Annotated in this window: 12 protein-coding genes; 7 read left to right on the top strand and 5 right to left on the bottom strand. The window is 56.7% G+C overall.

The window, feature by feature from the left end; genetic code table 11:
* Positions 1 to 56: 56 nt before the first annotated feature.
* From ACIP1X_RS15265 to ACIP1X_RS15240, 6 genes are all read left to right on the top strand, one after another.
* Complete coding sequence (locus ACIP1X_RS15265) at positions 57 to 1598, top strand: LA2681 family HEPN domain-containing protein (protein WP_400753268.1); 1542 nt, start codon at positions 57 to 59, stop codon at positions 1596 to 1598.
* Between the two features lie 67 nt (positions 1599 to 1665).
* On the top strand, positions 1666 to 2664 hold the full coding sequence (locus ACIP1X_RS15260) for a DUF4238 domain-containing protein (RefSeq protein ID WP_400753266.1): 999 nt from the start codon (positions 1666 to 1668) through the stop codon (positions 2662 to 2664).
* A gap of 432 nt (positions 2665 to 3096) precedes the next feature.
* Positions 3097 to 4098 (top strand): MoxR family ATPase, encoded by a 1002-nt coding sequence (locus tag ACIP1X_RS15255; protein ID WP_053123333.1) that lies wholly within the window; start codon positions 3097 to 3099, stop codon positions 4096 to 4098.
* 109 nt (positions 4099 to 4207) lie between these two features.
* Positions 4208 to 5539: a DUF58 domain-containing protein gene (locus ACIP1X_RS15250; protein ID WP_400753263.1), complete on the top strand. Its 1332-nt coding sequence runs from the start codon at positions 4208 to 4210 to the stop codon at positions 5537 to 5539.
* A gap of 143 nt (positions 5540 to 5682) precedes the next feature.
* The gene (locus ACIP1X_RS15245; protein WP_159812550.1) at positions 5683 to 5892 is read left to right on the top strand and encodes a hypothetical protein; all 210 of its coding nucleotides are present in this window, start codon (positions 5683 to 5685) and stop codon (positions 5890 to 5892) included.
* 496 nt (positions 5893 to 6388) lie between these two features.
* Positions 6389 to 6766, top strand: a complete 378-nt coding sequence (locus ACIP1X_RS15240) for a DUF6124 family protein (protein ID WP_053123253.1) — start codon at positions 6389 to 6391, stop codon at positions 6764 to 6766.
* A gap of 70 nt (positions 6767 to 6836) precedes the next feature.
* Here ACIP1X_RS15240 and ACIP1X_RS15235 read toward each other — a convergent pair whose 3' ends face one another.
* Positions 6837 to 7196, bottom strand: a complete 360-nt coding sequence (locus ACIP1X_RS15235) for a PilZ domain-containing protein (RefSeq protein ID WP_053123255.1) — start codon at positions 7194 to 7196, stop codon at positions 6837 to 6839.
* Positions 7197 to 7426: 230 nt separating this feature from the next.
* Positions 7427 to 7813: a tol-pal system YbgF family protein gene (locus tag ACIP1X_RS15230; RefSeq protein WP_053123257.1), complete on the bottom strand. Its 387-nt coding sequence runs from the start codon at positions 7811 to 7813 to the stop codon at positions 7427 to 7429.
* A 197-nt stretch (positions 7814 to 8010) separates the two neighbouring features.
* On the opposite strand from ACIP1X_RS15230, the gene pyk reads away from it, so the two are divergent.
* Positions 8011 to 9462, top strand: coding sequence for a pyruvate kinase (pyk, locus tag ACIP1X_RS15225; protein WP_008080434.1), 1452 nt, complete (start codon positions 8011 to 8013; stop codon positions 9460 to 9462).
* 121 nt (positions 9463 to 9583) lie between these two features.
* On the opposite strand, the gene ACIP1X_RS15220 is transcribed toward pyk, so the two are convergent.
* The 3 genes from ACIP1X_RS15220 to ACIP1X_RS15210 all read right to left on the bottom strand — a co-directional run bounded on the left by ACIP1X_RS15220 (position 9584) and on the right by ACIP1X_RS15210 (position 12694).
* Positions 9584 to 10333, bottom strand: a complete 750-nt coding sequence (locus ACIP1X_RS15220) for an enoyl-CoA hydratase-related protein (RefSeq protein WP_400753260.1) — start codon at positions 10331 to 10333, stop codon at positions 9584 to 9586.
* Between the two features lie 326 nt (positions 10334 to 10659).
* The gene (locus tag ACIP1X_RS15215; RefSeq protein ID WP_400753258.1) at positions 10660 to 11595 is read right to left on the bottom strand and encodes an iron-sulfur-binding ferredoxin reductase; all 936 of its coding nucleotides are present in this window, start codon (positions 11593 to 11595) and stop codon (positions 10660 to 10662) included.
* A complete protein-coding gene (locus ACIP1X_RS15210) occupies positions 11588 to 12694 on the bottom strand; it encodes a diguanylate cyclase domain-containing protein (protein WP_400753255.1) in 1107 nt (368 codons plus the stop codon). Before ACIP1X_RS15210 ends, ACIP1X_RS15215 begins: the two co-directional genes overlap by 8 nt.
* Positions 12695 to 13255: the final 561 nt, after the last annotated feature.

Below are 13255 nucleotides of genomic sequence, written 5' to 3'. Positions count from 1 at the left end.
AGATGTCTATCAAGGGGTCTCAGGTATAACGCCCATTACGAAGGTAGATGATTTGTATGTTGAGCAAATTTTCGGAGCTCTCATCACACCTCAATTACCTGGTGGATGCCGACCCCAACCTTGCGATACAAGAAGCCCGTGACCTCGTTCTAGATGGGCGGGATCGTTTAAATATGATGTCCCTGCGTGCGGCCACTCTGGTCAATGCCGGCGCCTCGCTTGGTCATAAGGATGCGATTGATGAGGGCGTTGAACTGTACCGCGAACTTCACAACTTCTATCCGACGGTAGAGATCACTTACAACTTGGCAAACGGGCTAGTCGAATCAGCAAACTGTGGGAGTGCTGATTCGAAATGGTTAGATCAGCAGGAACAGGCTCGAGCCTACAGATCCGAAGCCCGACGATGCTATTGGAATGTGGCGCAAGACGTAGATGCCGATGTGGAATTACGTACAAAAGCTTGGACGAACCTCGCTAATTTGTTCGCAAAAACCTACCGGCTTTCTGAGGCTCATGACGCCCGCCTTTCCGCACTAAAGGTTGATCCAACAAACGGCGTCGCAGCATTCTGCGCAGCATTGGATCTGATGTGGCTTTATAGGCGTGGAGGCTGCTCAGAGCTTACGCACTTGGAAGCCGTGATGTTAGCCAGGCAGGCGCTTCGACATAAAGAGCGGATTGTTCAGTATGCCAGTGAAAGCGTCGCAGCTCAGGTTGAAGCGCTCGCCAGTGAGCTAAGCGATCCTCCCTCGCGCTCCCAGCACCTCAATCCATTTATCAAGTGGGTTGAAGAGGAACGTCTTACGCTTGCCCCTGCGGTAGAACTCGTCGATCCATCCTTGGGTAAGCTCGATTGGCTTACGCTTCCAGATATTTTGGAGCGTGAACCAGAAATGGGCAGCAGACCGCCGGCATTGTTTGCCATGTTCAATATGCTGAAGTGCGATTTTGTTCTCGCACGTGATTTAGCATGGCGTGCAAGAGATGAAAGCGTTTGGCCGAAAACAGGCCAGTATGCGGACACGCTCGACTACGCAATGTACGGCCCTGATACCTCGGCACTCATACTGGCGCATCGAACAGCTCTTGATCTGCTCGACAAGGTGGCTGTAACGGCAAACCACTATTTCAAGCTGGGATTAGCTCCCAACAAAGTAAGTTTTGGGAGGGTATGGAGAGATTCCGCAGACAAGAAAACAGGTACTGCGCTTACAAAAAAAGTAGAGGTACTGATTCGTGCAGGCGTGTACGCGATGTACGGCTTGGCCGAACTGGCTGATGACTACGATAGCAGCGAAGGGATTCTCCGCTCACAAAAGGATCTGCGGAATTCGGGTACGCACCGATTCGTAGTGCTTCATGACTTTGGAGATCCTTTGCGAGCGAGGCAAGCTCCTGAAATCGAACATCTCAACCACTCAGATTTTATCGCTGAGGCCCTCGGTGCCCTGCGAGTCGCGAGGTCTGCGATCCAGATGCTCGCACTGGCAATTTCTCAGCACGAAGAAATCCTGAGAAAGCAAACGAATGGCATGATTGGAACCCTGGTCGTTCCTGATCATCACTGGGTTCGTGGTGAAGACGAAGAACTCTGATTCCATGCTATTGAGCAGTCGGGATGATCAGCTCGGTGCATGTTTGTTATTGAAATTCAGATGAGGAGTGAACTCTATTCAGCAAAAAAAACGCCATCACTTTGTCCCCAAAGCGTATCTGAAAGCGTTCGCGAATCAGGGAGGCCAAGTCCTCGTTTACCGTAAAGACAACCCTGGACGGGCACTCCCTGCCAGACCAGATACAACGCAGTTCGAGCGCTATTACTACTCGCAACCGCTACCCGAAGGTGGTCAGGACAATAACACCCTCGAAGACATCTTCTGTGAGGTAGAGTCCGCATGGCCAGCCCTTGTTGAAAGGCTGGCTCGGAAAGACTCCATAAACGACGACATTGAGCCCTTCATCCAGTTTGTGGCGCTTCAGCGAGCTCGTGTGCCTGCGGCCCGAGATGCGTTCGAGGCGGGGTTGGCGGCAACCGTTAAGGACACGTTGAAAGCGCTGGTGAGGAACGGAAAGCTCTCACCACCACCCCTAGGTTTTGAAGACATTCTCGACAAGGTCGAAGTGTCTATCGACCCTCATCAAAGCATTCATGCGATGCCTGGTCTTATCAAGAAGATCGGCCAGCTTTTCGATACTGTTGGCTTGGCCATCATCCATAACACGTCAAACGTGCCGTTTCTCACAAGCGACAATCCAGTCGTTTGGTACGACCCATCGATTCCAATCGAAAGCCAGAATCCCTATGCCATTTCCCCGGATGGGCCGATAGCAATCCAGTTCCCCATCAGCCCACATATGATGTTATTTGGAGTTAAAGAATACCGAGAGCAATACTGCAAGGAAGGGCTTATGCATGGTGAGATACCAAGCTTGGAATGGGTACATTATGTAAACACCCAAACATGTCGCTTCGGCTATGGAGCTGTCATTGCCCAAAAACCAGGACAGGAGGAAGTTATTCAGGCGCATAGCGCGCTGTCGCCGGTTTTCGACCACTTATCACTGGAACTTGGCGCCGAGACAGTCTCAATGGGACGGTTCGTTTTTGGCTCGCGAGTAGCGAAGCCAAAGTGGATCCCTCTTAAAGATGAATCAGCCTGAACTCTAGCAGTGGCCGCAGCTTCACGAGGTAGGTAAGCCACGGCGATATCAGCCATGAACATACTCACTGGGGTGGGGCTTAGACATCTTTGACATGTAGATCGAGCGCAAGCGGAGCGCGCAGGCCCACGATGGGCCAAAGACGCCAGCGAGATGGATTAGGATGGAGGTACGATGCAGAAGGACACCGGTCATCTACCATCACTGATTCGAGATTATTCGTGGGAGATTGACTCGGCCATAATCCTGCACTATTCGATCCGCCAACGTCTAAAAACGAAGCGTCCGATCAATATATCGCCTGCTCGTTCAATGAGCATCTGTACTAGGAATGCGTATTGGCCAGAAGGACAGAAAAAACCGTTAGATCAGGTAAGCGATTGATTTATGGAAGACAATTCGTTACTAACAGTTAGGGAGGCTCCGGAAGCTATGAGTGAACAGACCGAGCCCGGCAGCGCCAGCCACGCCGCCCAGCAACGCCAGCGCGCCAGCCAACTGGCGCAAGCGGTTCGCAGCGAATTGCAGAAAGCCCTGATTGGCCAGAATCAGGTTATCGACGACGTGCTGACCGCGCTGATCGCCGGTGGCCACGTGCTGCTCGAAGGTGTGCCGGGGCTGGGTAAAACCTTGCTGGTGCGCGCATTGGCGCGCTGCTTCGGTGGCGAGTTCGCGCGTATCCAGTTCACCCCGGATCTGATGCCCAGCGACGTCACCGGTCACGCCGTCTATGACCTGCAAACCGAGCAGTTCAAATTGCGCAAAGGCCCGCTGTTCACCAATTTGCTGCTGGCCGACGAGATCAACCGCGCCCCGGCGAAAACCCAGGCGGCGCTGCTCGAAGCGATGCAAGAAAGGCAAGTCACCCTCGAAGGCCGCGCCCTGCCCATCGCTCAGCCGTTCATGGTGCTGGCCACGCAAAACCCGATTGAACAGGAAGGCACTTACCCGCTGCCCGAAGCCGAACTCGACCGCTTCATGCTCAAGGTGCGCATGGATTACCCCGACGCCGATCAGGAGTTGAACATGGTGCGTCAGGTCAGTCGCTCGACCCGCGCCGACATGCTTGATGTGCAACCGTTGCGCACCGTGCTGCAAGCCAAAGACGTGCAAGCGCTGCAACGTATTGCCAGTGATTTGCCGCTGGACGATCAAGTCCTCGATTACGCCGTACGACTGGCGCGCAGCACGCGCAGCTGGCCGGGGCTGACCCTCGGCGCCGGGCCGCGCGCCTCGATTGCCCTGGTGCGCTGCGCCCGCGCCCGCGCCCTGTTGCGCGGCGGCGAATTCGTCATCCCCGACGACATCAAAGGCTGCGCGCTGGCCGTGCTGCGCCACCGCGTACGCATCGCCCCGGAACTCGACATCGAAGGCTTGCAAGTCGATCAGGTATTGCAGCAACTGCTCGACCAGATCCCGGCGCCGCGCCTGTGAAATCCGTGTTGGGCAGAAAAGATCGCAGCCTCCGGCAGCTCCTACATGGGTCATTTGTAGGCGTTGCCGAAGGCTGCGATCTTTGCAACAAACAGCCCGGTGCCAAGCCATGAAACCATCAAAACTCTTACTAATCTGGCTAACACTGCTCATGGCCATCGGCATCGCCCTAGGCACCTTGCAGGCACTGCAAATCGCTCTCCCACCTAGCCTGCCGGCGATCAATTGGGGCTTGCTCCTCGCCCTGCTGGCTCTGGCCGCCATCGATGCCCTGCGCCTCAAACGCCTGCCCGCCATCCGCGTCAAACGGTACATGCCCGGCAGCCTCGCACTTGGTCGCTGGAGCGAAATCCGCCTGGACGTTGAACACGCCTTCAGCGAGCCACTGCACCTGCACATCTTCGATCATGTCCCGGAAGGCTTGAGCTTCGAAAACCTGCCGCTCAGCGTCGAACTGCAGCCCGGCAAAATCAGCCAAGTCGGCTACCGCCTGCGCCCCCTCCAGCGCGGTCATTTCAGCTTTGAACGCTGCGAAATCAACCTGCCCAGCCCGCTGGGTTTATGGACAGGCAAACGCCTGCTCGACGTCACCGATCACACCCGCGTCTACCCGGACTTCGCCCGCCTCTACGGCGGTGAACTGCTGGCCGTGGACAACTGGCTCAGTCAGCTCGGCGTGCGGCAAAAGCAGCGCCGTGGTCAGGGTCTTGAATTTCATCAACTGCGCGAATTTCGCGAAGGCGACAGCCTGCGCCAGATCGACTGGAAAGCCACCGCCCGCCAGCGCACACCGATTGCCCGTGAATATCAGGACGAACGCGATCAGCAGATCATCTTCATGCTCGATTGTGGCCGCCGCATGCGTAGCCAGGACGACGAACTCTCGCACTTCGACCATGCGCTGAATGCTTGTTTACTGCTCAGCTACGTGGCCCTGCGTCAGGGCGATGCGATGGGTTTGTGTACCCTGGCCAATGCCCAGCCGCATTACCTCGCACCGGTTAAAGGTGCAGGTCAGCTCAATATCGTTCTCAACAGTGTCTACGACCTGCAAAGCACTCAGCGCACGGCGGACTATCAAGCGGCCGTCAGCCAACTGCTGTCGCGGCAAAAGCGTCGGGCGCTGGTGATACTGGTCACCAACCTGCGCGATGACGACGACGAGGAACTGCTCACCGCCGTCAAACGCTTGAGCCAGCAGCATCGAGTTTTGGTGGCGAGCCTGCGTGAAGGCGTACTTGATCAAGTGCAGCAGAGCGCCGTTCAGACACTGGATGAAGCGTTGACCTATTGCGGCACCGTGGACTATCTGAATGCGCGCAATGAAAGCCATGAAAGGTTGACCGCACATGGCGTTCAGACGCTGGATGTGCGGCCACAGTCGTTAGGGACTGAGTTGGTGACGCGTTACTTGAGCTGGAAGAAGGCTGGTACGTTTTGAAGGTGGTTTATTCCCACGCAGCATTTTCAACGGACTACTGATCCGATCTACAGCCTGTTCAATAGAAAGACGTAAACAATTTTCAAAGCGCTGCACCCGAAAACCGTTGCTATGCTTGTCTTTTTTCGAACGGAGTCGAACCAATGCCAGATGAATATTCGCTGTCTGATTTATTGGAAAGGATGTATCAGAATCAATTGGGTCTAGAGGCCGCCATCATGGAATTGACGCTGCACGCAGAGAAGGAGGGTTTAAATGAGGTTGGTGAAAACATCCGAGGTGCACTGAGTATAATTGGTGAAAATGCCGGCTACATTAAACAGGGCTTCGCCAAACTCAGAGGAAAAAAATGACAACGCTTATTGCAACAGAAGCATGAAAGGTTTTTAAAATCACTCAAGTCACACCCAAACAAGACCTGCCACTAATAATTTAATACCAAGTAGCTATACAGCTACTTGGCACCCTCCCTAAAACTTCCGAACTGATTTAAAAAAGCATAGCTCTCCATGATTCGGAGCATGTCTTGCCGGGGGATTCGGACTACAACGCTTGGCGCCGTTCCCTACACTCCCATCAGAACTGACTGACTTACACGCTAGGTGCCGCCCATTAAATTGATGCATGTCGCTGACTACCAGCGATCGGGTTTAGTCGCCCGGTGGATTAACAAGGTGCATCACATCATCTCGTAGGGTTTTCATACCCGCACTTGATGGTGGCTATGTGCAGGGCGCCCTAGGGCGCGCCGGAAAAGCCTTGTTTCCACCGGTCGACTAACCTGCGCATAGCCGCCACCCTTCCCTTAGTCGCGAAGCGTGTGGTGTCATCAAACAAGGAAACAAGGCAATGTTTAAAATTACACCAAATCCACCTGAAATAGATCCTACTGATACTTCCCCGTATGCTTCACAAGACTCAAGAAAACTCCACGAAGCAGCTGAACGCGCTTTAGACCACTATTTAAAACCTGATATACCTTCCCGTAACTCCGTAGACCGAGGTATGCAAATGTTTATGGTTTCTCCAGAAATCAATTCCGAAGCTATCGCTATCCAGACCTATGAAACGTTTTCGTCTGTGAGTATTCTTTTGCTGGATCTAGCGGACAGTTTGGAAGATAAGCCCCGCCATTTGGCAATGGCAATATATCAATTGAGCGAGATGGGATTGTTGCTAGCTGAAAAAACATTGGATAGTGAACGAGCGATTGCTAATAAAACTTAGAATTTGCAGTCTGCGGCAGCCACATTTATGCGCACTGCCCTGAGCTACCGCAGGCTGAATTTCCCCATTATCAGGCAGACGCCGGCAACGGCTGAAAACTGAAGTACTGCTTCAGCGCTCGCACCAGTTGCCCATACTCGGCAGGCGGTCGGTGCAAACTGAAACCAGCATCGTAATGTTGCGGGGTTGCATCCTCGTGACACCACAAACAGCACGCCGAAAAGTCGATGACCTGGTGGCAACCATCACCCATGGGGATTTTCAGACGTAGCGCGAAATCAACTCCGATCATCATCGGTAACTGGCTGATAAGCATCAGCCCGTCTTCTGAAACGTTGCCGAGAAAGCCAATCGGTTTGTCGGTGACGCTGTTGAACACTCTCAAGAAGTACGGCAGTTGGTGCCGTTCAATCCGGCGGTCGGTAAACATGCGCAGTTCGCCATGCAGGGCTCCGTCACAGAGCCGCACCTTTGCTTCGGAACGAACCTGTTCGGCAGGCCCGCTCTCCCCGCTTCCGGTGTGACGGTCGCTACGTCGCCGTCACTTGACCACTTGCCAGTCGCAGGTGTTGCCCCGGATCAGAGACAGCGCTCTAAATCCGGATCATTCGACTATAGCTCAGCCTGTACGCACGGCCAGATTTTGTATGACAACTGTCATCAGAAACGCGTTGGACGTACCACGGCTGCGGCGCTGCGCGTTGGGTAATGACCCAGGCTTTGCAGGGTCTCCAAACGGGCGCGGGCACGGTAGGCGTATTCGCTGTTGGGGTACGAGGCGATGATGAACTGATAGGTCTGCGCGGCATCGACAAACATACTTTGCCGTTCCAGGCACTGACCGCGCATCATCGACACTTCCGGCCACACGTACGGGCGGGCACGGCTGGCGCGTTCGACCTTGGACAGCTCAAGCATGACCTGCTCGCAATTGCCGCGATCGTAGGCGCTGTAGGCATTGTTCAAATGGTGGTTCATCGACCAACGGGTGCAGCCCGTGACGGCGAGGACGCTGAGGGCAAGGGCGGCAATGGGCAACAATCGCATGGGGGTTCTCCTGTCTTGTGCTCTGTATCGACCTTGCGTCGAAAATCTTCAGAACGGTTTGTGCCGATTGTCGCGTTCATGGCGTTCAATAAAGAAACTATTAACAAAGCCCTTCACAAAAAGTAGTGCATTCGAACAATGACTACACCCTAAGAGCATAGTAGCCTTCGCTTGCGCTTGAACTCAGGAGTCTTTGCATGTCCGTCCGTCGTACCAAAATCGTCGCTACCCTTGGCCCGGCCAGTAACTCGCCGGAAGTTCTCGAACAGCTGATTCTGGCTGGCCTGGACGTTGCCCGTCTGAACTTCTCCCACGGCACCCCCGACGAGCACAAGGCTCGCGCGAAACTGGTGCGTGACATTGCCGCCAAGCACGGCCGCTTCGTCGCCCTGCTGGGTGACCTGCAAGGCCCGAAAATCCGTATCGCCAAATTCGCCAACAAGAAGATCGAGCTGAAGATCGGTGACAAGTTCACCTTCTCCACCAGCCATCCTCTGACCGAAGGCAACCAGCAAGTGGTCGGCATCGACTACCCGGATCTGGTTAAAGACTGCGGCGTAGGCGACGAGCTGCTGCTCGACGACGGTCGTGTGGTCATGCGCGTTGATACCCAAACTGACGACGCATTGCATTGCACCGTGACCATCGGCGGCCCGCTGTCCGACCACAAAGGCATCAACCGTCGCGGTGGCGGCCTGACCGCTCCGGCTCTGACTGAAAAAGACAAGGCCGACATCAAGCTCGCCGCTGAAATGGAAGTCGACTACCTCGCGGTATCCTTCCCGCGTGACGCTGCCGACATGGAATACGCCCGTCAACTGCGCGACGAAGCCGGCGGCACCGCTTGGCTGGTGGCGAAGATCGAACGTGCTGAAGCCGTCGCAGACGACGAAACCCTCGACGGCCTGATCAAGGCTTCCGATGCGGTGATGGTTGCCCGCGGTGACCTCGGTGTGGAAATCGGCGACGCCGAGCTGGTGGGCATTCAGAAGAAAATCATTCTGCACGCACGCCGCCACAACAAGGCTGTGATCGTCGCGACCCAGATGATGGAGTCGATGATCCAGAACCCGATGCCGACTCGCGCCGAAGTGTCCGACGTGGCCAACGCCGTGCTCGACTACACCGACGCCGTGATGTTGTCTGCTGAATCCGCTGCAGGTCTGTATCCGCTGGAAGCGGTTCAAGCGATGGCGCGCATCTGCGTCGGCGCTGAAAAGCACCCGACCGGCAAGACTTCCAGCCACCGTATCGGCAAGGAATTCACCCGTTGCGACGAAAGCATCGCACTGGCGACCATGTACACCGCCAACCACTTCCCGGGCGTTAAAGCGATCATCGCGCTGACCGAAAGTGGCTACACCCCGCTGATCATGTCGCGCATCCGTTCCTCGGTGCCGATCTACGCGTTCTCGCCGCACCGTGAAACTCAGGCGCGTGCAGCCATGTTCCGTGGCGTGTACACCGTACCGTTCGATCCGGCTTCGCTGGAACCGCACGAAGTCAGCCAGAAGGCGATCGACGAGCTGGTTAAACGCGGCGTTGTGGAAAAAGGCGACTGGGTCATCCTGACCAAGGGCGACAGCTACCACACCACCGGCGGCACCAACGGCATGAAGATCCTGCACGTGGGCGACCCACAGGTCTGATTGATCGGTTGTTGAAAAGCGAAAGCTCCGCCATGTGAATGGCGGAGCTTTTTGTTTTCTGCTCCTGAAGATGTGGTGCCTATTCGGTCCTCATCGCTGGCAAGCCAGGTCACCGACAATTTCAATGCCGTTTGATAAACCCTGTCAACGCCGCCAATGCCTCTGGCGACTTCAGGCGCTGGGTGAACAACACGCCCTCCTCTTCGATCACTTTGCGGATCAACTCACGGTCCGGCGCCTTCATCAGTTGCTTGCTGATGCGTACCGCATCTGCCGGCAAATCATCGAAACGTAGCGCCATTTCCCGCGCTTTGCTCAACGCCGTATCGCCATTGTCCAGCGCCTCGGTGGCAATGCCCCATTGCGCCGCTTGTTCACCGGTAAAGCCTTCGCCCAGCAACAGCAATTCCGACGCTTTGGCTTGCCCGAGCAAGCGCGGAAGGATCAGGCTGGAGCCGAACTCCGGGCACAAACCGAGGTTGACGAACGGCATGCGCAACCGTGCATCGCGGGCCACGTAGACCAGATCGCAATGCAGCAGCAACGTGGTGCCGATGCCCACCGCCGCGCCGGCCACTGCGGCGATTACCGGTTTGCGGCATTCGAGCAGGTTGAGCATGAAGTGAAACACCGGGCTGTCGAGGTCGGAGGGCGGTTGCTGGATGAAGTCGGCGATGTCGTTGCCGGCGGTGAAGCACTCGGCGCTGCCGGTGATCAGCACGGCGTTGATTTCGGGGTCGCTATCGGCACGCTTCAGGGCCTCGGCGAGGCGGCTGTACATGGCGCGAGTGAGGGCGTTTTTCTTGTCCGGGCGGTTGAGGCGCAGGGTGAGCAAACCGCGTTCACGTTCCAGCAGGATGGCTTCGGTCATGGTGGGTCTCGGCGGTAGTCGGGCTTGCGAAGGTCAAATGGGGATAGTGCCTACTGTGGCCAGGGGGCTTCTGTGGCCAGAAGGGTGTGGTGAGGGGGATTTTTGTGGCGAGGGGATTTATCCCCGTTTGAGTGCGCAGCGCTCACAAGATTTTGGGGCCGCTGCGCAGCCCAGCGGGGATAAATCCCCTCGCCACATAATCCCTAGGCCACATAATCCCCAGGCCACAAAATCCCCTTGCCACATAAATCCCCTTGCCACAAAAAATCCTCTGACCATAAAGACTTGGCCACAAAGAACCTATGAAACCCGATAAGCATTAGCGCTCAACCGCGGGACAGGAACACATCGGCCAGCAGTTGATTGCGCGGCAGTCCGGCCAGGTACAGGCGCCGGGCGAAGGCGTCGACACTGGCCGTCGAACCGCAGACTAAAGCCAGGGTTTGTCTGGAGACAAGGCGCAGTTGCGCCAAAGCGGCGGCTGACTCGGCCGCCGTCCACAGTTCGACACTAAGGTTTTCACGCTGCGCAGCAAGCGCCGCAAGGGGTTTGGCCAGATAGTGTTCGCGATCGTCATGGGCCAGGTGAATGACACGGATTGCGCCTTGGTGATCCTGGCGCAACGCTTCACGCAGCACGCCGAACAGCGGGCCTAAACCAGTGCCTGCCGCGAGCAGCCACAGCGGTCGGTCATGCCAGTCGGCGTCGTAATGCAAAGCGCCGCCGCGCAGTTCGCCGAGGCGGACTGCATCGCCAATCTGCAAACGCCGGGCGGCGTCGCTGAATTCGCCGGGCTGGCGGCAATCAAGGTGGAATTCGAGAAAACGGTCTTCTTCCGGCAAGCTCGCCAGCGAATACGGTCGGGCGATGTGATTGACCCACAGCACCAGATGCTGTCCGGCGCTGTAGCGCAATGGACGTTGCGGGGTCAGGCGCAGACGCAGCACGCTATCGCTGAGCCAGTCCAGCGCTTCGACCACCGCCGGGCGACCGTCAGCAATCGGGTCAAAGGTGTGTACCTGCAAGTCTTCGATCACCTGACATTGGCAGGCCAGTCTCCAGCCTTCTTGGCGTTGTTCGGCACTCAAGGCATCCGGGCGACTGTCAGCAGGCAAGCCTTGCACGCATTGCACCAGACACGCATGGCAACTGCCGGCGCGGCAGCTGTACGGCACGGCAACGCCATTCTGGTTGAGAGCGTCGAGCAGATTAGTGCCCGACGCCACCGACCACTGCCGTTCACCGACGCGAAGTTCAGGCATCGACGTTCTCCCACGCCGCCGCACAGCGATTACGCCCGTCGCGCTTGGCCCGATAGAGCGCTTGATCGGCGCGATGCAACGCGTCGTCCAGATCATCGCCCATTTCCAACAAAGTCATACCGACCGAAAGACTCAGGTTGCGCACATTCAAGCCCACCAGTTCGACATCGGCGAACGCAACGCGCAGACGTTCGCAGCACGCGGTCAACTGTTCGGCATCGCAGTTGGGCAGCAACACCACGAACTCTTCACCCCCGTAGCGCGCCAGCACATCACCGTCGCGCAAGCACGCTTGAGCAACGCCGGAGAACGCCTGCAACACTTGATCGCCGGCGGCATGGCCGTGCATGTCGTTGATGCGTTTGAAGTGATCGAGGTCGATCAGCGCCAGGCCGTGCGCCACGTCTTCGTCCATTTCATTGAGCTCGCGCGAGGCCAGACGCAGGAAATGACGACGGTTGAAAAGCCCGGTCAGCTCATCGGTGGCGACCAGATCTTCCAGCTGCCGCATCATCCCGCGCAGGGTGTCCTGGTGCGCCTGCAAGGCAAACCGGCGCTGGCGCTGGCGTTGTCGCGAGACCTGAACGAAGCGTGCGTAGAGCACCAGCCACGCCAGCACCATCGCCAGAATGCACACTTGCAACGCGGCCAGTGCGGGCTCGGCCAAGCGGAAGTTGTAACCGTCCCACAAGGTGATGGCGCAGAAACTGAAGAACACCAGCAGCGCCGTTCGAATGAACGCGCGTCGACTGAGATGGAACAGCCCGAACAGCAGGATCAGCACGTAAAAAACCAGAAAGGCGCCACGCGCCTCATCCAGATGGGCGATCAGCCAGGTTTGCCAGCCGAGGCCGAGCAGCACCTGCACTTCGGTCATGCTCGGATCGTCGAAGCGCTGGTTGCGCCCGGTCCAGAACAACACGAACAGGGTTGCCTGACTGATCACCACGAGGGCGCTGCCGACGGCCACTGTATTGAGGGATTGTTGGTAATGCCCGGTAAAAAACGCCAGCCACAGTAGCAGCAGAGCCAATCCATAGGTGGCTGCAGCAAGGGCAAAACGTTTGAGCAAAAGACGTTGTATGGCGTTATGGGTCAATCGTTGACTCACCGTGCGATAGGAGGCTGACTGAGTGTCCTACTCTACAGACCGGCTGCCACTTTAGAGGCGTAGTCGATAAATGACCACCGATTTTCGGGCCCGAAAATTGACGTCAAATGCCTGACCTTAAAAGCCCCTCACCCTAGCCCTCTCCCGGAGGGAGAGGGGACTGACTGTGTTGTCTGTTCGAGATACGCCGACTTGAACCAACGAGCCGAACTCAGGTTTTGAAGTCTGCGCAGATCGGCTCCCTTTCCCCCTCGCCCCCTCTGGGGGAGAGGGCTGGGGTGAGGGGGTAAATTCTGAAGTGCTAACCCGATGTCCGATATTCGCCCATCCATGCGACCAACGAATGACTGCCGGCGCGTGTATGCCCCTTTGATGCGCGGTATACTGCCGCGCCTTTTTAGCGTCGCGCCAGCAGCCCCGGCGTGCCTTGAAAGGTGTTTGCGACCGACCGATGCACCCAAGCCGCAGGCACCTTATTGAATGTTCCCGTCTTTTAGAGGAGCGCGACTCATGACCGAGATCAAGCAAGACGACCTGATTCAGAGCGAT

Origin of the sequence: Pseudomonas sp. NPDC088885, from assembly GCF_044750025.1 — a bacterium.
Taxonomy (GTDB): Bacteria; Pseudomonadota; Gammaproteobacteria; order Pseudomonadales; family Pseudomonadaceae; genus Aquipseudomonas; species Aquipseudomonas rustica.
The sequence above is the reverse complement of the archived record's forward strand: the minus strand, read 5'-3'. Positions and strand labels throughout refer to the sequence as shown.